The following is a 23,578-nucleotide window of genomic DNA, read 5'->3' as shown; positions in this document are numbered from 1 at the left end:
AGGTGAATAGAATGAATATTTTATGGGATTTTGATGGGACGTTATTTGATACGTATCCTGCATATACAATGATGCTTTCTGAAATATTAGGTGATTCAGTAGAAAAACAAGAAATATACAAAAACTTAAAAATATCATACTCTCATGCAATTCAATATTATAATATTTCATGCGAGCAGGAAGAAAAAATTAAAGTTTTGAAGGGGAAATTTACTCCAAAAGATATGGAACCTTTTGCGGGTGTCGAAGAGGTTTTGAAATTTGCAAATAAAAATGTGATTATGACCCATAAACATAGGAAAGGGGTTATGGCCATTTTAAAATATTACGGCTGGGAAAAATACTTCGTAGATATGGTTACAATTGACGATGGCTTTCCTCGAAAGCCGAACTCTTTGGCTTATAATCATCTGCATAAAAAATACAATATTGATTTAGCTATTGGAGATAGAGAATTAGATTTATTACCTGCAAAAGAATTAGGTATTTCAACATGTATGTTTCAAGGTAATTGTGATGTAGCGGATTATTCTTTATCACATTACTCGGAGTTTTTTAAGGTAGTGATAAATAGAGAGTTTTCTTTATAAAATAAGTTAGTATTTAAGACTGTATATTTCATTTTAAAGGTACAGTCTTTATTTTTTAGAACTATTTCATTTTATTTTCTGTATATAAAAATTGCTAGGAGTTAAAGAATGTCCGTCCATCTTTATTAAAGAAGTAGCCAGGTTAATTGTTAGATAGAAATAAACTGAAGGATAAAGTGATAGCGTCCACTTTATCTTTTTTATGTTTTAACCAAATTATGGTTATTCGTGTTAATATGAACTCATAGCTATATAGAAGGGGTGGGGTTAGTATGAAAACAGAAATAGTTCCTAAAAAGAAGTACAGTATAATAAGCTATATATCTTTACTCATCGGTATTTTGTGTTTTCTATTCGTGTTTATAACGCCAACAAGGATAGCGAATGCAGGTAATATAGTTGGAGATTATATTACAATTGCCCTGACAGGTGTAGGTATCATGCTTTCAATAATCACAATGACGAAAAGAACAGAGAAGAAGGGAATTGCTATTCTTTCATTAATACTGTCCTCATCATTTTTTATATTTTGGATCATAGCAATTATCCTATTGTTTACTGGTCAAATTAGTTTTGCGCCGTAATGTGTAATAAAAAGAGTCCTTCTCGTATGAAGGACTCTTTTTATTCGGTTTCTTCAGGTTGATATTCTAAAATATCACCCGGTTGGCATTCTAATGCTTTACATATTGCTTCTAAAGTTGAAAACCGAACTGCTTTTGCTTTTCCGTTTTTCAAAATAGAAAGGTTAGCCATTGTAATTCCAACCTTCTCCGAAAGCTCTGTTACACTCATTTTTCTTTTCGCTAACATTACATCAATATTAATGATAATTGCCATATTATTCACCTCAGACCGTTAAATCATTTTCTGATTTTATATCTATAGCATCTTTTAATAGTCTTTGGAGAACGGCAGCAAAGACCGCGATTACCATTGAAGCAAAAATCATAATCATTCCGATAATAATAATGCCAGGGGCGTCATCTCTCTCTGCCACAAGATAGAAAAGTGGCATACCTAATACATATAATACACTAATTGCCAATGCGCTGTACTTAATATTTTTTAAAGCTTTAACAGATAACTCTGAAAATGCGTTGTTTTTATCAATATAGTTTAAAAGCTTAAATGTTTGGTACAGTGCGAAGTAATAAGGTAGTGCTGTTGCGTATAAGTTGATAAATACAAGATATTTAATATATGCAATATCTGGATATAATTCTGCGGCGAAATTTCCTATTTTAGGGACTAAAAAAATGCACATAGCAAGAACAGGGATTCCGATCAGAATCACAACGGTCTTTAAAAAGAGTGTGGATCCTTGTTTCATAAAAAGCACCTCATTTATTTAATATCTTATTAATTTAACATGGAATTTATTGTTTAACAATAAATTTTTATTTCTTTTAATCGAGGATTTATTGTTAAACAAGTAATTAATGAAAAGAATGCTAAATCTTTTTTATAAGATAGATGAAACATACCGATATTTAATTAAAGAAAGAGAAGGTAACTATTGTTAGCTTTATGAGAATTGGGAACTAATAAAACATATGTAGGTTTTGGAATGGAAAAGGAAATAAGGTGTATTTAAATGAATGCAAAGTTTATGGAGGAACAATCATGTTGAATTATGGTGTGAAGATAAAAAAGTTGCTATTAGTGGCAGCTATAATAGTAAGCGTATTAAGTACGGAAAGTATGATGAATTATCATGCGGCCAAAGCTAAGGTGAAAAAAGTAGAACATCAGCCTAAAAATATAATTATGATGGTTATGGACGGGACTAGTTCAACGGCGACAACATTGGCTCGCTGGTATAAAGGGGCACCGCTTACGTTAGATCAAATTGTAACAGGAGGTGTTCGTACGTTTTCGGCGGAATCAGCTATTACAGACTCAGCGCCAGCAGCAACAGCATTAGCAACTGGAAATAAATCGAATTCAGGATATGTAGGTGTACTACCTTCTATTGTAAATTCACCTAGCTTAAAGCCAATAAAAGAAGAGGACAAGTTACGGCCGGTCGCAAACGTATTAGAAGGTGCAAAACGTACTGGTCGTGCAACGGGAATTGTTGCTACATCTGAAATTCAGCATGCTACTCCGGCGGGATTCTCAGCTCACCATGTCAATCGCAAGCAATTTAACGTAATTGCGAAGCAGCAAGTATATCAAAATATAGATGTCGTATTAGGCGGGGGAAAAGCGGCGCTTCTACCTATAAAAAGTAATGGAATCCGAAAAGATGGTGAAAATTTAGTAAAGGTGATTCAAGACAAAGGATACGATTTTGTTGAAACGAAAGATGCGTTATTGAACTCCAAATCTAATAAAATTTGGGGCTCTTTCTCACATCATGCTCTTGCGTTTGATATGGATCGTATAGCAACAAATCCAGAACAACCGACACTTTCTCAAATGACAGAAAAAGCAATTCAAACATTATCAAAAGATAAAGATGGCTTTTTTTTATTCGTAGAAGGTAGTAAGCCAGATTGGGCAGCTCATGCTAATGATCCGATTGGGATTATTAGCGATGTATTGGCATTTGATGAAGCGGTAGCAAAGGCGTTACAATTTGCGAAGAAAGATGGGGATACGATGCTTATCGCTTTAACTGATCATGGTAACAGCGGCATCTCTATAGGGAATAGGAATACGACAAAAGGATACAATACTACACCGGTTTCTGCATACATTGATCCATTGAAAAAGGCGAAAATGACACTTGAAGGAACTATAAATAAACTGAAATCTGATTTATCAAATGTAGAAGATGTAGCTAAACTATACGGTTTGGATAATCTAACTCATGATGAAAAAGAAAAATTAAAAGCGGAAAAAAAGAAAATGGATGTAGGACGAATCCTTACTACATTATTGGCTAATCGTGCAAATATCGGCTTTACGACAGGAGGACATACAGGTGAGGATGTATTCTTATATTCTTATGGACCTCAAAAACCAGAAGGCTTAATCCAGAATACAGACATTGCGAAGACGATGGCCAAAGCGATGGGCTTTAACTTAGAAGAAGTAACGAATAAAATATTTTTAGAGAGTGAGCAAGCCTTTAAGAAAATCGGTGCAACTGTAACAGCCGACAAAACCGAAGGAGTAAACCCGTTACTTGTGGTAAAACATAATAAAGTAGAAGCACAACTATTTGGTAACAAAAATATAATTCGTATCAATGGTAAAGGGTATGAATTAGGAAGTATTATTGTAGAGAGTAATGGAAAGTGCTATGTACCACAAGAAGCAATTCAACTATTTGTAAAGCATTCTCGTTAAAAAATTGCCAACCAGTTAAGCTAACTGGTGGCAATTTTTTGTGTTCATTCTAAATATAAGGGCTCGGATTGTTTTGTAAAGTTTTTCAGAGGAGACTTGTATAAATGTTAAAGGGGAATTATATTCTTTTCTTACATTAAAAAATTTCGTTTTGTAGAATAGAGAATTTATACATATAGTAAAGTCTAATGTATTATCAATTAATATTTACGAAAAATATATTAATACTTTAGAATTTCTTTAATTTTCATTATTTTTTATTTAAGGTTATCCGTTATATTTATAATGTGTTTATTTCAATTTATCGTATTGTAGCGCAGTTTCATATAATTAGAAAGCAATCCTCAAAATAAAATCTCCACTAGAGTAAATTTATTATTTTTTTGCGTTTTTTATTTACAAAAATTATTATGCCGCTAAGAAAACTGTAGTTTATTGAATTAGAGATATATTAGAATTTATTTGAAGAAAGAGAGAGGGAATAAAATGAATATAGTGCACTTACGTCCTAAACAGCGTTCTAAGTATCGAATTATGCTAGGGACGTGGTATTACTCTACAAAGAGGTATATTCAGTGGTTATCAGACGGAAAAACATATGCAAAAAGGTTCCAACAAGAAAAGCTACCTTGTACAGCAATTCAGCACCGAACGATATTACTCCGTAAGCTCAAAGATGTAGATATGTGGTATCAACAGAATAAGGTTGTTAATTTGAAAATTGCTGTTAAAAAACTAAATGGTATCGTCATTAGACCAGGAGAAACATTTTCTTACTGGCGTTTAATAGGTAAGCCTACGAGGAAAAAAGGGTATGTAGAAGGTATGGTATTACATTACGGATCTTTTCAAACAGGTATTGGAGGAGGTCTTTGTCAGCTTTCGAATTTAATATATTGGATGACTTTACATACACCACTGACAGTAACAGAACGATATCGTCATAGCTTTGATGTCTTTCCTGATTCTAGGCGAACTCAACCGTTTGGGAGTGGAGCAACTTGTTCCTATAACTATTTGGATTTACAAATTAAAAATGAAACGGACCAACCGTATCAACTTCATCTTTATATGACAGATGAATATTTAGTTGGTGAATGGAGAACAGTCTATCCGCAACTTTATCAATATGAAGTGTATGAGAAAGAACATTCAATTCAACCTGCATACTGGGGCGGTTATATACGACATAATGTGATTCAACGTAAAGTATATAATCAACAGAAACAGTTAATAGAAGATCAATATGTAACAGAGAATCACGCTATAATGATGTACGAACCACTATTAGCTTGTAATAATGAGAATAGTGAGTAATATGGTAATCCATAGATTAAATAGTATAGAAAATATTTAATTCTTATTTTTATTAAAAAAGTATGAATCCCAGATTTACTGGATTTTAATTGTAACTAAGAACATATAAAAGTTCACTGTTATTTATAGGAGAGTCTGTTTGTTTTTATATCTTATGTATTTCACCCTGCATAAAAAAATATTTCTCAACATTTTATTTGTTGAAAAAGATTGAATATTCGTATTATAACGAATATTATGTTGTTATCGGCAAAAAACGATAATTTGCAGACACTGGGGAGGAAATACATTGAAAAAGAAAAAGAAATTAAAACCATTAGCGGTATTAACAACAGCAGCAGTACTAAGTAGTACGTTTGCTTTTGGAGGTCACGCAGCTTATGCTGAGACACCAACATCATCTCTACCAATAGATGAGCACTTAATACCGGAGGAGCGTTTGGCAGAAGCGCTAAAACAACGGGGGGTAATTGATCAATCTGCATCACAAGCTGAGACGTCAAAGGCTGTCGAAAAATATGTTGAGAAAAAGAAAGGGGAAAACCCTGGGAAAGAAATCTTAACAGGAGATAGTCTTACACAAGAAGCTTCTGATTTTATGAAAAAAGTAAAAGATACAAAAATGAAGGAAAATGAACAGGCACAGCAGCCTGAAGTAGGCCCAGTAGCTGGACAAGGTGCAGCATTGAATCCAGGGAAATTAAATGGAAAAGTACCTACTACATCAGCGAAGCAAGAAGAATACAATGGAGCTGTTCGAAAAGATAAAGTACTTGTTTTACTTGTAGAATTTAGCGATTTTAAGCATAACAATATTGATCAAGAGCCAGGATACATGTATTCTAAGGACTTTAATCGTGAACATTATCAAAAAATGTTATTTGGTGATGAACCATTCACTTTATTTGATGGATCGAAGATTAACACATTTAAGCAATATTATGAAGAACAATCTGGTGGTAGCTATACAGTTGATGGGACTGTAACAGAGTGGCTTACTGTTCCAGGAAAAGCATCAGATTATGGTGCTGATGCGGGTACTGGGCATGATAACAAGGGGCCTTTAGGACCAAAAGATTTTGTGAAAGAAGCATTAAAAGCAGCGGTAGCAAAAGGAATCAATTTAGCAGACTATGACCAATTTGATCAATACGATCAAGATGGTGATGGAAATAAAAATGAGCCAGATGGCATTATTGATCATTTAATGGTTGTACATGCTGGCGTTGGTCAAGAAGCTGGCGGCGGTAAATTGAAAGATGATGCGATTTGGTCACATCGTTCAAAACTAGGTTCAAAACCATATGCAATTGATGGCACGAAATCTTCTGTTTCGAACTGGGGCGGAAAGATGGCTGCATATGATTATACAATCGAGCCTGAAGACGGAGCAGTTGGTGTGTTTGCACATGAGTATGGCCATGATTTAGGCTTACCAGATGAATATGATACAAAGTACTCAGGACAAGGTGAACCTGTTGAGTCATGGTCTATTATGAGTGGTGGTAGCTGGGCTGGAAAAATTGCAGGAACAGAGCCAACGAGTTTCTCGCCACAAAATAAAGAGTTTTTCCAAAAGAATATGAAGGGGAACTGGGCGAATATTCTTGAAGTAGATTATGACAAACTTAGCAAAGGAATCGGTGTTGCAACATATGTAGATCAAAGTACTACAAAATCTAAACGACCTGGAATTGTTCGTGTTAACTTGCCGGACAAAGATATAAAAAATATCGAATCGGCGTTTGGTAAGAAGTTCTATTACAGTACAAAAGGAAATGACATTCATACAACACTTGAGACACCAGTATTTGACTTAACAAATGCAAAGGATGCTAAGTTCGATTATAAGGCATTTTACGAACTTGAAGCGAAGTATGATTTCCTTGACGTATATGCGATTGCAGAAGATGGAACGAAGACACGCATTGATAGAATGGGCGAAAAAGATGTAAAAGGCGGCGCGGATACAACTGATGGTAAATGGGTTGATAAATCATACGATTTAAGCCAATTCAAAGGGAAAAAAGTAAAACTGCAATTTGAGTACTTAACAGATATTGCAGTAGCTTATAAAGGATTTGCGTTAGATAATGCAGCCTTAACTGTAGATGGAAAAGTTGTTTTCTCTGATGATGCAGAAGGTCAGCCAGCAATGACGTTAAAAGGCTTTACTGTGTCTAACGGATTTGAACAGAAAAAACATAATTACTATGTAGAGTGGAGAAATTACGCTGGTTCTGACACTGCGTTACAACATGCACGTGGCCCAGTATTTAATACAGGAATGGTTGTATGGTATGCGGATCAAAGCTTTACAGATAACTGGGTAGGCGTTCATCCAGGTGAAGGGTTCTTAGGAGTAGTAGATTCTCATCCAGAGGCAATTGTAGGGACATTAAACGGACAACCTACTGTGAAGAGCAGTACGCGTTATCAAATTGCCGATGCGGCATTCTCATTTGATCAAACACCAGCATGGAAAGTAAATTCACCAACACGCGGTATCTTTGATTATAAAGGATTACCAGGAGTGGCAAAATTTGATGATTCTAAGCAATACATCAACAGCGTTATTCCTGATGCAGGACGTAAGTTACCGAAGCTAGGACTGAAGTTTGAAGTAGTAGGCCAAGCTGAAGACAAGTCTGCAGGTGCAGTTTGGCTTCATCGATAAAATAAGGTAAAAAGAAGAGAAGCTGCGATAAGTCGGTGAAACTGACTGATTGCAGCTTTTTTCTTCTTGTGAAAAAACTCGCTGTTTTTTATGTACTTATTGGAAAAATATGAAGTTTTTTTGATACATAAAATGCTCCGTCTGTCCAATTATAGAAGCTATTTTGGACGTAAGAAATTTGTAAGTAATGAGTAAGAAAAAAGAGATTTTCATAGTATAAAATATTTATTATAGCTACTTTTAACACCTGATACTAATAGTGTGCTATAATATGAATTAGCAACAAAAAGGAAAGGAATTAGAACAATGACCTTAGAAAATACTAAAAATTTAAAAAAACAAGTTGCTCCTTTTGAAAAATCAACGATTAAAAAAAGTGTTTGGCAACTGATCAACACAATCGTGCCATTTATTATTTTATGGTACCTTGCTTATAAAAGTTTGTCAGTTTCTTATTGGTTAACATTAGTTCCAGCACTGTTAGCCGCTGGATTTATGACAAGGATTTTCATTATTTTTCATGATTGTACCCATTATTCATTCTTTAAAAGTCGACGTGCAAATAGAATAGTTGGAACGTGTATGGGTGTTTTAACATTATTCCCATTTGATCAGTGGGGGCATGAGCATTCTATTCACCACGCTACGAGTGGTAATTTGGATAAGAGGGGTACAGGGGATATTTGGACGCTTACAGTAGATGAATATGTAGCAGCACCATTTAGACTCCGTTTAGCATATCGTTTATATCGCAATCCATTCGTTATGTTTGGGTTAGGCCCAATTTATGTTTTCCTGCTTAAAAATAGATTTAACCGAAAAGGTGCTAGAAAAAAAGAACGTATGAACACTTATTTAACAAATATTTTAATCGTTGCTGTAGTAGCTATACTTTGCTGGGCGATTGGGTGGCAATCGTTTCTGTTAGTACATGGTACTATATTCTTAATAGCAGGTTCAGTAGGGATTTGGCTGTTTTACGTACAGCACACATTTGAGGATTCTTATTTTGAAGAGGATAAAGATTGGGAATATGTGAAAGCGGCAGTGGAAGGAAGTTCTTTTTATAAGCTTCCCAAAATTTTGCAATTTCTAACGGGTAATATTGGATTCCATCATGTTCACCATTTAAGCCCAAGAGTACCTAACTATAAACTAGAAGAGGCACACAATAATACGCTTCCTTTAAAAAATGTACCAACGATTACGCTTGCTACAAGCTTACAATCACTACGTTTCCGTCTTTGGGATGAGAAAAGTAACAATTTTGTTAGCTTTAAAGATGTCAAAAATATAATTAAAAATAATGTTTCTGTTCGGGTGAAATCTGAACTATAATTGCATCGCATATAAAACTCCCCTTAATCATTTTCGATTTAAGGGGAGTTTTTGTTTAAAGAGTAGATGCCAGATAAGAAGAAAAATTAAATGATTCAAATTATAATTGAAGCAGATTAGGAATTGCTCGTACGTAAGTACAAATATAAGGTGACAGTAAATACATTATGTTAATAAGTGGAGTTGTCATGAATTCTCCATTATGATAACTGTTCATAAATCCGACGAAAATTAATAGCAAAAGGGGGATAGTACAACATTATATCTAAAAATAAGAAAAGACTTGAATGGAAATTTCATTCATTTTTCTTGGTGTTCCGCATTCCATACACTTAAATAAGATGCATATTCTAATTCATCTGGATTCTCATGTAACATAGAAATGAATTCTAATTTATTTCCATCACAATCTAGAAAGTATACACTTGCAGCGGGCATCCACCTTTGGACAATTGGCTCTTGATTTCCTTTTCCTTGACTTCCTATCACTTCTATTCCACGTTCCTCTAACCAAGATTTAGAAGTCATTAAAGATTCTAAATTTACACCAAAAGCAAAATGTCTCGGCTCAAAGTCTTCGATATTATTTACTTCCCATAGTCCAAGCATTTGTTTTTTATTTTCTCCGACCCAAAAGAAAGCCACTCTTCTTTTGGAGAGTTTTCTTGCTAACGTTAATCCTAGCTTGTTTTGATAGAAATTTATCGCTTTTTCTAAATTTTTTACATGTAAATGAGTTTCGTATATGTTCTGTATTATTATGATCATTCCTTTCTTTATTGGTAACTACCAATTGAATAGTGAATGTAATTCTAAAGTTGAAATATGTATAAGCCTAGTAATGTACATCTATATCCGATATACCTACTTACTATTATATTGAAATTGAAATAAGATAAATCCAACTGAGGTAGCAAGTTTAAATGAATATTCTACTACTTTTGTAGGAGAGGGGATATATTCATTAAATTCAGATGAAATCATATTAAAATAATGAAAAACACTATTCTTTTCGTAAGAATAGCATCTTTTTTAATGTTCTTAAGTTGATGGCCATAGGGCAGAATTTGAAAAATGCGAAATTACAAAGCTAAGAATTTTAACTCCACAAAAAAATCGATTTCCTGTGGAGTTAAAGGAATCGACTTTTTATTTACCTTGTTGTATTAACGCGGCTGTTAACTTAATAGTAGATAAGTATAATCACCTATTTCTCCCAAAGTTCAATCAATCGACCTTCAGGATCCTTAATCCAAATAAACTTTCCAAATTCACTCATTTCTTCTTTCTTTTCAAGAGGTACACCAATATTCTCAAGATGCTTTATAGTCTTGTTTAGATTATATACTTGGAAATTTAACATTACTTGTTGTTCTGTTGGAAAATAATTGTCATTCTCAGTAAAGAAAGAAAAGATGGTCTCATTTCCTAACTGGGGTTTAATCACAGTCCCATTCCAATCTTCTATATCAAGTTTCAACACTTCACTGTACCATTTTTTTATAACATCAAGATTCTTAGTTCTCCAAAATATTCCTCCGAAACCTTTTATCATCGTATCTAACTCCTGTCTGTCTTTAAATATATATTAAATATATCAAAACAAAACAGTAATAGTAAGCTGAATCATCAACTTATGAACAGTAAAAATCATAATTGCTAGTATTGTAGCATTTACTACATTAACACTTTCAACATCATCATTGGCAAAACTTGAAATCTGGGGGGAAGGTATTGAAATGCTCACTTTTCAACCCATAGTTCATCTGAGAAATTCAGAACTTAAAGTGTTATAAATAATCCTTTCAATAGTAGGGAGAAATGAAAGAAGGAACGATAAAAGACCATACATGAAGTGAAGCGCCACGTGTGGTCTTTTATGTATCGTCAAATATTACATAGTCTCGCTAATTTTACTTTCACTATGAGTGTTAGTAGATATTCTTTTCTTAACTTTAAAGTGATAGTAGGTATAGCAAAAGATGATAAATGGTACAGTGCAATAGATTCCAAGTCGTTGTTCTGGGATAAAAATAAGACTGATTAATATAATGCCATACAATCCAAAACCAAGAATTGGTACGAGTGGATAAAGTGGAGTTTTAAATTTTAAGTCTTCTAATTTTCCACCGTCTGCTAAATAATGTTTGCGGAAAAAGAATTGAGAAACACAAATTGACATCCAAACAATAATGGTAATGACTCCGGAAATTGAAATGAGCCATAAGTAAACCGTTTCAGCAGCTACTACGCTTGTCAAAAGAGAAAAAGCAGAAATAGCTATCGTCATGATTAAAGCGTTGAGAGGAATCCCACGTGATGATAATTTCTTTAAAAAGGCTGGAGCCATTTCGTTTTTTGATAGTGACCAAAGCATACGAGTTGCGGCGTACAGCCCAGAGTTTGCGACAGAAAGAACAGCTGTAAGAATAACAAAGTTCATAATATCAGCTGCATATGGAATACCGATATTATCAAAAACAGCAACGAATGGGCTCTTTGTTAATCCAGCTTCTTCCCAAGGAATTAAAGCAACAAGAACAAAGATTGCTAAGACGAAGAAAAACATCGTGCGCCATATAATATTTCTAATAGAACGAGGTAAAGTTTTTGCTGGATCTTCACTTTCACCTGCTGCGATTCCAACAAGTTCTGTACCTTGGAAGGAATAGTTGACTGTAACCATTGTTAAAAGAATAGCGGCAAGTCCATTTGGGAATAAACCACCATGATTTACGAAATTTGATAATAGCGGAGCGGGTTCGTCGCCTTTTAAATCAATAAAACCGAACATAGCGGCGCCGCCAAGAATAATGAAAGCGATAATGGCAGATACTTTTATACTTGAAAACCAAAATTCTGTTTCTGCATAACTACGAGCAGATAATGCGTTAATAGTGAAGATTGTAACGCCAAATATTAAACACCAAACCCAAACAGGAATATCAGGAAACCAGCGCTGCATTGTAATGCCGGCAGTTGTAAATTCAAGACCGGTCGTATTCGCCCAGCTTAACCAATACAACCATCCGATTGTAAAGCCAGTTGCAGGATTGATGAACTTAGTGGCATATTCCTGGAAAGAACCTGAGACAGGCATGGCTACAGCGAGTTCACCAAGACATAGCATAACGAAATACATTAATAATCCACCGGCCATAAAGGCAAGTACGGATCCACCAGGTCCAGCTTGACTTATTATAAAGCCAGATCCGTTAAATAACCCCGTTCCAATCACACCACCGAGTGCAATCATGAATAAGTGTCTACTTTTCATCGTTCGTTTTAATTCATTGTTTGTATTACTTACTTGGGCCATTGTTTTCCTCACTTTCGTAGTTGATAGAATAAAGTTTGATGTTTTTCCGTATTATGGAATGTATTCCGTGATGTGAAATCTTGTTATAATTTTCAGAGAATTAAAAAGAAAAGTCAATATTTTTTTGTTTGCGTTTTCAATTTGTTATTAGTGATATATTTTTACTGTTAGAAAATTAAATAAATAGATTGATTTCATTTCGAATATTTGCTAAATTGATAGTTAATTAAACGTACTAACATATTACGAGTAAAGTTGAGGCGAGTTATGGTACAGTCCATTGATCGAGCGATAAGTATTATTAAATTATTGAATTCTACAAATGAAAAAGAGTATTGGGCTATTTCTGATATAGCAGATGGAACACATCTCCCAGTTAGTACAGTACATAGATTACTTAACTCTCTAATGGAGCATGGGTTAGTTACACAAATACCAGAGACAAAACAGTACAAAATTGGACCAATGTGGATGGAAATAGGGTTACGTCAATTGGAGAAGGTAGACTACAGATCAGTTGCAAGAGAAGTGATGAAGCGGTTGGCCTTTGAAGTCGAAGAAAGTGTCTATTTAAATATTCCAAACGGAACACATTCTATTATCATTGAAAGAATGGATAGTCCTTTAAAAATTCGAGTTATCGATAATCTAGGGGAACAAATTCCACTTTCAATTGGTGCCGCAAATAAAACGATGCTTGCTAATATGAAAACGAATGAAATGGAACATATTGTAGAACATTTACTTTCTTCATTACCAGAACAAAAGCAAATTCTTCTTAATCAAATAAAGCAAATAAAAAATGAAGGATATGCTGTCAGTTATGGTGAAAAAACAGAAGGGACAGCTTCAGTAGCTGCACCTATTATCGGATTTAATCATAAAGTAGTAGGAGCATTAAGTGTTGGGTTAATTAGTCATCGTATTAATGATGATCGACTATCTTTTCTTATTAGCAAGGTAAAACAAGCAGCTCATGAAATATCAATAAAAATCGGCAGTACATCAGAACTATAATTTTGATAGCTGTCGTCATTTTTTTATTCATATACTAGAATTCGTTTTCATAATGCGGAAAAATAGGGGGATTTATATGTCAAAGTGGCAATCAAAAGAACAATTGATTCAATTATTAAGCAGTCTTGTTGAAATTCCTAGTATTACCGGTTCAGAAGCTGAAGTAATATTGCCAGACTTTGTTGTGGAACAATTATCTGAATTACAGTATTTCAAAGAAAACCCGCATCATTTACAAAAAAATCCGACAGGGGACGGAAGATATTTTGTTACAGCACTAGTAAAGAAAAAAGATAGTACAAAAAATACTGTAATTCTAGTAAGTCACTTTGATGTTGTAGATGTACAAGATTACGGAGTGTGGAAAGAAGATGCATTTAATCCTAAAAAGTTAACATCTATGTTTTATTCTCATAAAGATGAACTTCCAGACCATGTGCGTGAAGATATAGAACATGGGGAATGGCTGTTTGGTAGAGGAACAATGGATATGAAATGCGGTCTAGCATTACAAATGGCAATGATTGAACAAGCATGTGAAGGAAGATTCGATGGGAATGTTCTTTTATTGGCTGTACCAGATGAAGAAGTGAATTCTGTAGGGATGAGGGCCGCTGTTCCGGGACTGTTAGATTTAGCTAGAGAGCATAACTTAGATTATAAAACGGTCTTAAACTCAGAGCCTATGTTTTCAAGACATCCTGGTGACCAAAATAAGTATATTTACACTGGCTCTATTGGTAAAGTGTTACCTGGTTTTCTTTGCTATGGAAAAGAGACACATGTAGGTGAACCTTTTGCAGGCTTAAATGGGAGTTATATGGCTTCATTAATAACAGCAGAATTAGAGTTAAACACAGACCTTTGTGATATTGTAGAAGGGGAAGCGAGTCCTCCGCCAACTAACTTACTTCAAAGGGACTTAAAGGAGGATTATTCTGTACAAATTCCGCATCGTGCAGTTACATTATTTAATTTGTTTTTATTAGAAAAATCAATGACAGATGTAGTTTCATTGTTACGTCAAAAAGTAACGAAAGTAGCAGAGAAAATAGAAGAGTCGTATGAAAAACATGCATATCGTTTTTCTAAATATAATCCATTTATACCACCTAATCTCAAAGTAAATGTATTAACGTATGAAGAGCTTATCACATATGCAATTGAGCAACATGGACAAGAAAAAATAAATCATATTCAATCTAATATTATAAAAAATAGAGAAGATAAAGATGATCGTGCGGTAACGATTGATTTAGTAGATAAATTAGCGATTTTATGTAAAGAAAAGGCACCGATGATTGTACTTTTCTTCGCTCCGCCGTACTATCCAGCTGTGAGTTCACGCAACAATCCTTTAATAAAAGAGGTGGTTGTAGAAATGGAAAAGTATGCACACTACAATCATAAGATTACATTTGAAAACCAAAATTATTTTGGGGGGATTTCAGATTTAAGCTATGTAGGCTTGCAGTATCCACTGGATTCAATGAGTTCGCTTGTAGACAATATGCCATTATGGGATAAAGGTTATTCAATTCCGCTTCAGGAATTAGAAGAGTTTGATGTTCCAGTATTAAATATGGGGCCGGTAGGAAAAGATGCACATCAATGGACAGAACGTCTAGATGTAAACTACGCATTTGAAACACTATTAGATATGTTACCGAAATGCATTGAAAAATTATTAGTTTCTAATAAAATTACACAATCATAGTAGGGAATAGGTAAGGGATAAAACAGAACCTTTAAAGAAAATTCGAATGAAATTATTTTAATATAATTAAAAACGGAACGGCCAAGCTCAATTTTATATGAGTTTGGCCGTTTATCATGTAGTGAATTTTTAATTAAAATTATGTGAATTCATAGCTAACGTAATCTCTTTTATAGTTTTATTTTTTAGTTTGACCAGATAGTTCAACAGACTTTTGCGTACAACGCTGCATAGCTGAAATAATCGCTGTTCGTAATCCTTTTTCCTCTAATGTTGCTACAGCTTCTATTGTCGTTCCACCAGGAGAACAAACCATATCTTTCAATTCACCTGGATGTATTCCTGTTTCTAGTACCATTTTTGCAGAGCCTAACACAGCTTGAGCAGCGAATTTATATGCTTGATTTCTAGGCATACCATCTAGTACAGCAGCATCTGCCATCGCTTCTATAATCATATATACATATGCTGGTGAAGAACCACTTACAGATGTTACAACATCCATTAATTTTTCACTTACGATCTCTGTTTGACCAAAACTATTGAAAATGTTTAGTACATCTTCTAAATCTTTTTCTGTCACCATTTCATTAGGGCATAATGCAGACATTCCTTCTCCAACAAGAGCAGGAGTATTAGGCATTACTCTTACAACTTTTAATTTTTTATTAAAGGCATTTTCAGTACTTTCAATACTTTTACCAGCAGCGATCGTAACGATGATAGCATCGTTTTTGATTACTTCTTTTATTTCATTAATTATTGATGCGTATAGGTCTGGTTTAATTGATAAAATTAAAATATCAGCATTTTTAGCTACTTTATTGTTGTCGGTAGTTGTAGTTAGCCCATATTTTTCACTAGCATTTTTTAAATTAGCAGTGTTTAAATCTGAACAAATAATATGATTTGAAGACACTATCTTTTTGTTTAGCATCCCGCCAATCATAGCCATTCCCATATTTCCGCAACCGATGAATCCAATTTGTTTATCCATAATAACTCAATCTTGCTCCTTTTATAATCAATTATATCGGTTTGATATTGTTATCTTAGAATAATAATAATATCCCTGTGCAATATAAAGAAACATTCTAAGAGAATATATTCCTTTTTGCAACACTAAAAGATAAAAATTAATTATATTCGACATTATGTAAATATATACACTATAATGTAAGGTTTTATGTTTATGAATATGAGTTAAACTTATATCAATTTGTATTTTCATTCAGTAGGGCAATAATTTCATACAAGTCACTTGTGGCACTATTTATTTTTAAAAATACCTCTTGACACCGAATTGAACTATATCGCATAATATAAAAAAATTAGATTGAAAATCGTTGAAGGGAATTAGTACATATGTCTTCTTGCGAAAGAGAGTGGAATTCACCGGCTGAAAGATTCCTCGTATAGAATGTATCGAACCTATCCCCGAGTCTTAAATGAAAGTTTAGGCGTTCGCCTGCGTTATAGGCACCAAGTGGATATCTATGTATATCAATTAAGGTGGTACCGCGGAACAATGACCGTTTCGTCCTTTTTATTTTATTAAGGGCGAAGCGGTCATTTTTATTTTGCTCTTAAATACTTCAATGCAGCATTGATGAGAATAGATATAGTTGCAAAGTGAATGAAGTGTAAACTATAAAAACTTTGATTTTAGACTTGGGGGATAAAAAGGTGAAAAAACAACGAATTGTTGTAAAGATTGGAAGTAGTTCCTTGGCAGATAGTCACGGAGGCATCTCTACAGAACAGCTTTCAGATCACGTTGCCGCATTGGCTCGGTTGAAAGAGGAAGGGCACGAGGTTGTGTTAATTACATCTGGAGCCGTCGCTGCAGGTTTTTCAGCGCTAGGATATCCTAGTAGACCTGTAACGATTAAAGGGAAACAGGCTGCAGCAGCTGTCGGACAAAGTTTGTTAATGCAGGCGTACACGGAGGAATTCCGTAAATATGGCATCGTTACTGCGCAACTTTTGCTGACGAGAAGTGATTTTTCTAGAAAAGAACAATATAGTAATGCTTACGCTACGTTAGGAGAATTACTAAACCGTTCCGCTCTTCCAATTATTAATGAAAATGATTCCATCTCTTTAGAGGAGCTGACGTTCGGTGATAATGATATGCTGTCAGCTTTAGTAAGCGGGCTTGTTTCGGCGGATATGCTTATGATCTTTACGGATGTGAACGGGTTATATGACAAAAATCCTCAGAAAAATGCGGATGCAAAAAAATATTATTTTCTTCCTGAAGTTACGGAAGAAATTTCTTCTCTTGCAGGAGATGCTGGCTCAAAACTTGGGACTGGTGGTATGAAATCAAAAATCGATGCTGCAAAGACAGCACTCTCTCTTGGTGTGAGTGTATTTATCGGGACAGGACGTGGACAGGAAAAGTTTGTAGATGTTTTGAAGGGTAAGGGTGATGGAACGTATGTTGGTAATGCTCCTCAAAAAGAAATGAAGATGAACAAGCAATGGATTGCCTTGCATTCGCTTGTTAGCGGACAAATTGAAGTAGATGCTGGGGCGGCTACTGCCATCATTCAGCATGGTAAGAGTTTACTTCCAGCTGGTGTTACGAATGTATCAGGATTTTTCCAAGTGGGTGAAGTTGTAGAGGTTGTAACGCAACAAGGGCGCGTAATAGGAAAAGGACAATGCACATATAGTGCAGAGGAACTAAGAGATGTAAAAGGTATGCAAAGCCAAGATATTCAAGTAAGAGGCGAGAGACATAGTTATGAAGTCATTCATAGAGATCATTGGGTTTCACTTTAAAAAGGAGGAAATGAAAATGAATGAAGTGTTGGCAAAGGGGATAAAAGCAAAAGAGGTTGCTAGAGAACTTGTGCTTAAAACTACAGATCAAAAAAATGAAGCACTTGCTGCAATTGCTAATCAGTTGATAGTAGAAACAGCTTATATTTTAGAAGAAAACAAACGGGATATTGAAGAAGGTAAGGAGAAAGGATTTTCTGATTCACTCCTTGATCGCCTTTTGCTGAATGAACAGCGAATTGTTGATATGACAGAGGGTATTAAGCAGTTAATTGAATTACGTGATCCTATTGGAGAATGTGTAAGTGCATGGGAACGACCAAATGGACTATCTATTCAGGAGATGCGCGTACCACTTGGTGTTGTCGGAATGATTTATGAGGCAAGACCGAATGTAACTGTTGATGCTGCTACAATTTGTTTAAAAACAGGAAACGCAGTAATACTACGTGGTAGTTCTTCTGCTATCCATTCTAACAAAGCCATCGTTAGCGTTATTCACCGGGCGCTTAAGCAAACTAGCTTGCCTTCAGAAAGTGTACAGCTCATAGAAGATACAACGAGAGATAGTGCAAAACAGCTGTTTACATTGAATGAGTACTTGGATGTTCTTATACCAAGAGGCGGTAAACAATTAATTGATACAGTAGTGAGAGAAGCGTCTGTTCCAGTACTTGAAACAGGTGCGGGAAATTGTCATATATTCATTGATGAAACAGCGGATAAACAAATGGCATTTAATATTATTATAAATGCAAAAACACAGCGCCCATCTGTATGTAATGCAATTGAGACGATTGTACTTCATGAGAATTGGGCAGAGCAATATGGTAGCGAGTTGTTTTCTTCTTTGAAGGAAAGAGGAGTAGAGCTACGCGGTGATAATAAAGCAGTGGCGATTGATACTTCTATCTTACTTGCGACAGAAGAAGACTGGGAAACAGAGTTTTTATCTCTCACACTAGCAGTGAAAGTGGTTGCCACTGTTGAAGAAGCGATTCATCATATAAATACGTATGGATCTATGCATTCTGAAGCGATTATTACTGAAAACGAGGAAAACGTCAGCAAGTTTTTTACTTCTGTAGATGCCGCGGCACTTTATCATAATGCATCGACTCGTTTTACAGATGGATCCGAATTTGGATTCGGAGCGGAAATTGGTATCAGTACGCAAAAATTACACGTAAGAGGACCAATGGGGCTTCCAGCATTAACTTCCACAAAATATGTAATTCGTGGAAATGGACAAATTCGGAGCTAAGAATAACAAAAGACATCCAATTTAATTGAGATGTCTTTTGTTATTATAATATCCATTTACCATACAAAAAGCCCTACAAGCATAGCGCTTAATAAAGAAACAGCCATCCCGCTAACAAGAAGCTTCCAAACATTTTTACCGATGACTGATGATTTTTCCCCGCCAAATAATGAATTGTAAGTTCCGTAAATCATACCTACTGTACTAAAGTTAGCAAAAGAAGCTAGAAATGTTGTTGCAACCGCAACCGTATGCGGTTGTAGCGACTTTAAGTTTGATTTTAAATCCATCATAGCAACAAATTCATTCGTCGTAATTTTTATTCCCATTAATTCAGCTACATACATAGCATCTTTGCCGGATAAACCGAGTAAAAATGCAAAAGGACTAAAGATAATGGAGAAGATTTTTTGAATTGTTAACCCCGTTACAAAAAAGCCTAAAATCCCATTTAAACATGCTGTTAAAGCTACATACCCAATTACCATGGCTAAAATAACGATAACCATATTCATTCCAACTAACATACTGTTTGAAATAGTAGAAAAGAAATCCTTTTTTTCATGTTTGGAAGGTGTGTAAACAACGTCTTCTTCTTTCGAAACTTCCACAGGATTTAATACATTGGCTAAAATTAATGCGTTAATACAGTTTAATGGGATTGCGCTGAAAATATATGTTGCTGGAACCATTGATAAATAAGCACCAAGAATGGATCCGCTAACGCTACTCATACTCATAATTCCAAAAGTCAACAAACGATTTTCTTTTAAAACAGATAATTGATCACGAACAACTGCAAGTGCTTCGGTGTTCCCTAAAAACATCATTTGAATGGAAAAGAAACTTTCTAACTTTGGCAAACGAGAAATCTTTGAAATAACTGCACCTACTTTATCAATAATCCAAGTTAAGATTCCGAAATAAGATAGAATATCGAAAAAAGTAATAACAAAAATGATAGGAAGTAATGCACTAAAGAAGAAATCAATGTGTGGACTGTCCATAGCGGAAGGAAATGCAAAGCGAATACCTTCGTTCGCGCATGCCAGTAGCCAACTGAAAAATGACGCAATTTTATTAATGATAATACTGCCGAGTTTCGTGCCTAACATAAACCACGTAATAAAAAGCTCCAATATGATGAGAATTACAATTGGTCTCCATTTTATATGTTTTTTATTAGGCGAACATAAGAAAACGATTAATATGACAACGAAAATCCCTAACATATTTAATATGAAATGCATGTCAACCACTCCTTGAGCTTTATTATTTGTATATAAAAAAGCTCTTATTCTTCTTAATTTAGAATGAATGTGGTTTAATTTATATTTTTGTAAATTCTAAAAATATAGAAGGGTAAATTCGATAAAAACAGAATTTAATACATAGCAAACAAGGAGGAGATAAAAATGGAGGTCTATCACATAAAGAGTAAAAAGAGGGAAACATACAACGTTCAGGTGAAATATTCGATACTTTTCGAATGTGCACTTGGCATTGCAGCAATTACTCATAAAAGGTTAATTGATACTCTTGAAAAGACTGAAAGTGAATGGAAAGGAATTAGACAATCATTAACAAATGAGATGAGAGAACACTTGCAGTTTGTAGAAGAACATAATACGTGGAAAGCATTGCTTCAGTTATTGTATAAAGAGGATTTTCAAGATTTATCGCAGTTTAATTTTAAAATTGATTTACTTTCAGAAGAAGATTTGAAATTTATATGTTTACCGTTTTTAGGGGAGAAGTATGAAGAGAAAAGACGTTTAGCCGCAAGTAGAGATGTAACTGCAATACATGAACTAAAGGAATTAACGCAGGATCATCCGTTTTTTTCTACTTATATTAGCTTTATATGTGATGTAGATGTACAAGTGCTGAAATCTCATTTAATCACTGTAATGACAGGTTGGTATGAGAGCATAATTAAGAAAGAGGAAGAAGAAATACTTTCTATATTAAAACGAGATTATGAAGCAAAAAATGAAATGAATAAAAAGATGAAACCGGAAGAGTTTGTCGAGTGGGCGACTGGCGGAGTGAACTATATGCCAGAGCCAAGTGTTCATCACGTACTTCTTATTCCGCAAATGACGTACAGACCGTGGAATATTGAAGCAGATATTGAAGATACGAAAGTATTTCATTATCCAGTTGCGAATGAAAGCATTCATCCTGAAGATCCGTATGAACCGAATTATTTTTTAGTTCAAAAACATAAGGCTCTTGGGGATGAGGCGAGATTGCGAATTGTAAAAATGTTGTTTGAAAAAGAACGTACATTACAGGAAATAACGGAAAGATTGCAGCTTGGTAAATCGACAGTACACCATCATTTGAAATTGTTACGTGCAGCGAAGTTAGTTGATATACATGACGGAAAGTATGTATTAAGGAAGAAAGCAGTACAGTCGTTAGCAAAAGAATTAGAAGCGTTTTTGAATAGATAATATGCAACAAGAATGTACATAAAGGGAGGAATTTAAGAGAAAAGTTGGTGAGCTATAGTGAAGAGTGTATTGAAAAATCGTTCTTTCTTTTTTATGTGGATTGGTAGTGCAATCTCAGAATTAGGAGGGGCTTTCGGAACGTTATGTAATTCAATTCTAGTATATGAATTAACAGGATCGGAAATGGCTTTAAGTAGTATGTGGCTATTATATTTCATCCCATCACTCATATTGCAATTAATAAGTGGCCCATTTATTGATAAATGGAGCCGGAAGTGGATTATGATATTTTCACAATGGATACGAGCGTCCGTATTTTTATTACCTTTGGTGATGCTAGTTTCGGGTAGTATAGAAGTTTGGCACATTTATGTTGTTCAAATTGTAGTGGGACTTATTACACCACTTTATACACCTGCAAGTCAAGCAATTACACCGAGCATTGTAGGGAAAGAACAACTTCAAGATGCAAATGCGTATATTGATGGGATGACTCGCCTTATGATGTTTCTTGCGCCAGTATTAGGCGGAGTAGTCATTCATTTGATTGGAACAGAACTTACATTATCTTTCGTATGCATATGTTTATTTGTTAGTGGCACTTTCTTATTTTATATAAAAGAAAATAGAACGTCGCAACCTATTAGGAAAACGTGGCTAGAACAATTTCTTCACGGTTTTACATATTTTTTCACAAAACCAATCATCGTTTGGCTCGGTATATTTCTTACTTTCGTGCAGTTTGGAGTAGGGGTAACGATGGTCACAAATCTTCCTTATATAAAAGACGAGCTGTCAGCGGGATATGCAGAGTACGGTTATTTCATGGCAGGTTTTCCACTTGGCTACGTAATTGGCTCAGTATTAGTCGGAAAAGTAACATATAAAAGCCGGCGTATACTTATGCTCGGAGGATTGTTTATAGGGGGACTCACATACATTTCATTAGGATTCAATCATAGTATTATCATTGCAATAATAATTGAAGTAATAGCAGGGATTTGTATTGCATTTTTCAATGTTCATAACACGACAATATGCCAACAAACCGTCCCAAATAATATGATAGGACAAGTATTTTCAGTGCGTTTATTTTTTATACGATCCACTATGCCATTAGGTGTGTTAGTAGGGGGAATATTGAGTGAAATGTGGGGAGTAAGAGCGCTATATGTAATCATCGGTGCAATTATATGTGTTACATCTTTAATAGGGATGTTACTTCCATATTTCAAATTTTTAGATGAGGCGATAGAAAAGAAATCAGCATAATTCAAAAAATTAAAACTTTACAATTGAAAATAATTATCATAATCAATTATAATAGAAGCATACTAGTATTCGTATTACAAAGAGGGAGTGGGATATATGTTTATCGAAACGAAAACATTTACAGTAAAAGAAGGTACATCAAATATAGTTGTAGAACGTTTCACTGGAGAAGGTATTATTGAAAAATTTGAAGGCTTTATCGATTTAAGTGTTCTCGTGAAAAAAGTAAGACGCGGCGACGAAGAAGTTGTCGTAATGATTCGCTGGGAATCTGAAGAAGCATGGAAAAACTGGGAAACAAGTGAAGAACACTTAGCTGGACATAGAGCAGGCCGTGGTAAACCAAAACCAGATCATATTATTAATGTGGATCACGCAGTTTATTATGTGAAATCATCGAAATCGGCTTATCAACAGTCTTAATATACAAGCAGAGGATACATGTTGTAGAAGCAAACATGTATCCTCTTTTTTATTAATGGGGGATGTAAATGATAGGAAATCTTTCATTCATTAAA

General features: G+C 34.6%; 20 protein-coding genes and 1 other annotated feature. Of the genes, 13 read left to right on the top strand and 7 right to left on the bottom strand.

The genetic code is table 11. The features are described from left to right. Window positions 1-11: 11 nt before the first annotated feature. Both MR167_RS01215 and MR167_RS01210 read left to right on the top strand, forming a co-directional pair. The gene (locus MR167_RS01215) at window positions 12-590 is read left to right on the top strand and encodes an HAD-IA family hydrolase (RefSeq protein WP_001024238.1); all 579 of its coding nucleotides are present in this window, start codon (window positions 12-14) and stop codon (window positions 588-590) included. A gap of 272 nt (window positions 591-862) precedes the next feature. Continuing rightward, window positions 863-1,174 (top strand): hypothetical protein, encoded by a 312-nt coding sequence (locus MR167_RS01210; RefSeq protein ID WP_000845550.1) that lies wholly within the window; start codon window positions 863-865, stop codon window positions 1,172-1,174. 40 nt (window positions 1,175-1,214) lie between these two features. On the opposite strand, the gene MR167_RS01205 is transcribed toward MR167_RS01210, so the two are convergent. Continuing rightward, window positions 1,215-1,430, bottom strand: coding sequence for a helix-turn-helix domain-containing protein (locus MR167_RS01205; protein WP_000974622.1), 216 nt, complete (start codon window positions 1,428-1,430; stop codon window positions 1,215-1,217). A gap of 10 nt (window positions 1,431-1,440) precedes the next feature. After that, window positions 1,441-1,923: a DUF2975 domain-containing protein gene (locus MR167_RS01200; RefSeq protein ID WP_000809121.1), complete on the bottom strand. Its 483-nt coding sequence runs from the start codon at window positions 1,921-1,923 to the stop codon at window positions 1,441-1,443. A 293-nt stretch (window positions 1,924-2,216) separates the two neighbouring features. Between MR167_RS01200 and MR167_RS01195 the strand changes: the two genes are divergently transcribed. From MR167_RS01195 to desA, 4 genes are all read left to right on the top strand, one after another. Beyond that, complete coding sequence (locus MR167_RS01195) at window positions 2,217-3,890, top strand: alkaline phosphatase (RefSeq protein ID WP_000935910.1); 1,674 nt, start codon at window positions 2,217-2,219, stop codon at window positions 3,888-3,890. A 486-nt stretch (window positions 3,891-4,376) separates the two neighbouring features. Then, window positions 4,377-5,207, top strand: coding sequence for a VanW family protein (locus MR167_RS01190; protein WP_001028246.1), 831 nt, complete (start codon window positions 4,377-4,379; stop codon window positions 5,205-5,207). 289 nt (window positions 5,208-5,496) lie between these two features. Beyond that, window positions 5,497-7,884, top strand: a complete 2,388-nt coding sequence (locus MR167_RS01185; RefSeq protein ID WP_000727453.1) for an immune inhibitor A domain-containing protein — start codon at window positions 5,497-5,499, stop codon at window positions 7,882-7,884. Between the two features lie 306 nt (window positions 7,885-8,190). Then, complete coding sequence (gene desA, locus MR167_RS01180) at window positions 8,191-9,222, top strand: Delta(5) desaturase DesA (protein WP_000171500.1); 1,032 nt, start codon at window positions 8,191-8,193, stop codon at window positions 9,220-9,222. 300 nt (window positions 9,223-9,522) lie between these two features. Here the strand turns inward: desA and MR167_RS01175 are convergent, their stop codons facing one another. The 3 genes from MR167_RS01175 to MR167_RS01165 form a co-directional block, all read right to left on the bottom strand. Further along, complete coding sequence (locus tag MR167_RS01175; RefSeq protein ID WP_025989052.1) at window positions 9,523-9,981, bottom strand: VOC family protein; 459 nt, start codon at window positions 9,979-9,981, stop codon at window positions 9,523-9,525. 448 nt (window positions 9,982-10,429) lie between these two features. Further along, entirely contained in the window at window positions 10,430-10,777 is a 348-nt protein-coding gene (locus tag MR167_RS01170) for a VOC family protein (protein WP_000589588.1), read from the bottom strand. A 339-nt stretch (window positions 10,778-11,116) separates the two neighbouring features. Further along, a complete protein-coding gene (locus MR167_RS01165; RefSeq protein ID WP_000079994.1) occupies window positions 11,117-12,541 on the bottom strand; it encodes an amino acid permease in 1,425 nt (474 codons plus the stop codon). Window positions 12,542-12,808: 267 nt separating this feature from the next. Between MR167_RS01165 and MR167_RS01160 the strand changes: the two genes are divergently transcribed. Both MR167_RS01160 and MR167_RS01155 read left to right on the top strand, forming a co-directional pair. Further along, on the top strand, window positions 12,809-13,558 hold the full coding sequence (locus MR167_RS01160; protein WP_000250748.1) for an IclR family transcriptional regulator: 750 nt from the start codon (window positions 12,809-12,811) through the stop codon (window positions 13,556-13,558). A gap of 52 nt (window positions 13,559-13,610) precedes the next feature. Next, window positions 13,611-15,275 (top strand): M20/M25/M40 family metallo-hydrolase, encoded by a 1,665-nt coding sequence (locus MR167_RS01155; RefSeq protein WP_145953818.1) that lies wholly within the window; start codon window positions 13,611-13,613, stop codon window positions 15,273-15,275. A 178-nt stretch (window positions 15,276-15,453) separates the two neighbouring features. On the opposite strand, the gene proC is transcribed toward MR167_RS01155, so the two are convergent. Beyond that, the gene (gene proC / locus MR167_RS01150; protein WP_000360732.1) at window positions 15,454-16,272 is read right to left on the bottom strand and encodes a pyrroline-5-carboxylate reductase; all 819 of its coding nucleotides are present in this window, start codon (window positions 16,270-16,272) and stop codon (window positions 15,454-15,456) included. Window positions 16,273-16,612: 340 nt separating this feature from the next. After that, window positions 16,613-16,823: a binding site (T-box leader), on the top strand. Window positions 16,824-16,961: 138 nt separating this feature from the next. On the opposite strand from proC, the gene proB reads away from it, so the two are divergent. Both proB and MR167_RS01140 read left to right on the top strand, forming a co-directional pair. Then, window positions 16,962-18,065, top strand: coding sequence for a glutamate 5-kinase (gene proB, locus MR167_RS01145; protein ID WP_000744738.1), 1,104 nt, complete (start codon window positions 16,962-16,964; stop codon window positions 18,063-18,065). 16 nt (window positions 18,066-18,081) lie between these two features. Next, window positions 18,082-19,329, top strand: a complete 1,248-nt coding sequence (locus MR167_RS01140; protein ID WP_001006616.1) for a glutamate-5-semialdehyde dehydrogenase — start codon at window positions 18,082-18,084, stop codon at window positions 19,327-19,329. 56 nt (window positions 19,330-19,385) lie between these two features. Here the strand turns inward: MR167_RS01140 and MR167_RS01135 are convergent, their stop codons facing one another. After that, window positions 19,386-20,579 carry a NupC/NupG family nucleoside CNT transporter gene (locus MR167_RS01135; RefSeq protein WP_218225784.1) on the bottom strand — a complete coding sequence of 398 codons (1,194 nt, stop codon included), beginning with the start codon at window positions 20,577-20,579 and terminating at the stop codon, window positions 19,386-19,388. A gap of 165 nt (window positions 20,580-20,744) precedes the next feature. Between MR167_RS01135 and MR167_RS01130 the strand changes: the two genes are divergently transcribed. From MR167_RS01130 to hmoA, 3 genes are all read left to right on the top strand, one after another. Beyond that, on the top strand, window positions 20,745-21,788 hold the full coding sequence (locus MR167_RS01130; RefSeq protein WP_081143950.1) for an ArsR/SmtB family transcription factor: 1,044 nt from the start codon (window positions 20,745-20,747) through the stop codon (window positions 21,786-21,788). 57 nt (window positions 21,789-21,845) lie between these two features. After that, the gene (locus tag MR167_RS01125) at window positions 21,846-23,060 is read left to right on the top strand and encodes an MFS transporter (protein ID WP_346657765.1); all 1,215 of its coding nucleotides are present in this window, start codon (window positions 21,846-21,848) and stop codon (window positions 23,058-23,060) included. 96 nt (window positions 23,061-23,156) lie between these two features. Next, window positions 23,157-23,483, top strand: coding sequence for a heme-degrading monooxygenase HmoA (gene hmoA, locus MR167_RS01120; protein WP_000469498.1), 327 nt, complete (start codon window positions 23,157-23,159; stop codon window positions 23,481-23,483). Window positions 23,484-23,578: the final 95 nt, after the last annotated feature.

Source organism: Bacillus cereus group sp. BfR-BA-01355, from assembly GCF_022663675.1.
Taxonomy (GTDB): Bacteria; Bacillota; Bacilli; order Bacillales; family Bacillaceae_G; genus Bacillus_A; species Bacillus_A thuringiensis_S.
This window is presented reverse-complemented; position numbering and strand designations above follow the sequence as displayed.

Coding starts and splice junctions, on each gene's coding strand:
- proC (WP_000360732.1), bottom strand. CDS start 16,272: ATGGATAAACAAATTGGATTCATCGGTTGCGGAAATATGGGAATGGCT.
- desA (WP_000171500.1), top strand. CDS start 8,191: ATGACCTTAGAAAATACTAAAAATTTAAAAAAACAAGTTGCTCCTTTT.
- hmoA (WP_000469498.1), top strand. CDS start 23,157: ATGTTTATCGAAACGAAAACATTTACAGTAAAAGAAGGTACATCAAAT.
- MR167_RS01135 (WP_218225784.1), bottom strand. CDS start 20,579: ATGCATTTCATATTAAATATGTTAGGGATTTTCGTTGTCATATTAATC.
- MR167_RS01165 (WP_000079994.1), bottom strand. CDS start 12,541: ATGGCCCAAGTAAGTAATACAAACAATGAATTAAAACGAACGATGAAA.
- MR167_RS01205 (WP_000974622.1), bottom strand. CDS start 1,430: ATGGCAATTATCATTAATATTGATGTAATGTTAGCGAAAAGAAAAATG.
- MR167_RS01130 (WP_081143950.1), top strand. CDS start 20,745: ATGGAGGTCTATCACATAAAGAGTAAAAAGAGGGAAACATACAACGTT.
- MR167_RS01140 (WP_001006616.1), top strand. CDS start 18,082: ATGAATGAAGTGTTGGCAAAGGGGATAAAAGCAAAAGAGGTTGCTAGA.
- MR167_RS01215 (WP_001024238.1), top strand. CDS start 12: ATGAATATTTTATGGGATTTTGATGGGACGTTATTTGATACGTATCCT.
- MR167_RS01190 (WP_001028246.1), top strand. CDS start 4,377: ATGAATATAGTGCACTTACGTCCTAAACAGCGTTCTAAGTATCGAATT.
- MR167_RS01210 (WP_000845550.1), top strand. CDS start 863: ATGAAAACAGAAATAGTTCCTAAAAAGAAGTACAGTATAATAAGCTAT.
- MR167_RS01200 (WP_000809121.1), bottom strand. CDS start 1,923: ATGAAACAAGGATCCACACTCTTTTTAAAGACCGTTGTGATTCTGATC.
- MR167_RS01160 (WP_000250748.1), top strand. CDS start 12,809: ATGGTACAGTCCATTGATCGAGCGATAAGTATTATTAAATTATTGAAT.
- MR167_RS01195 (WP_000935910.1), top strand. CDS start 2,217: ATGTTGAATTATGGTGTGAAGATAAAAAAGTTGCTATTAGTGGCAGCT.
- MR167_RS01155 (WP_145953818.1), top strand. CDS start 13,611: ATGCGGAAAAATAGGGGGATTTATATGTCAAAGTGGCAATCAAAAGAA.
- MR167_RS01170 (WP_000589588.1), bottom strand. CDS start 10,777: ATGATAAAAGGTTTCGGAGGAATATTTTGGAGAACTAAGAATCTTGAT.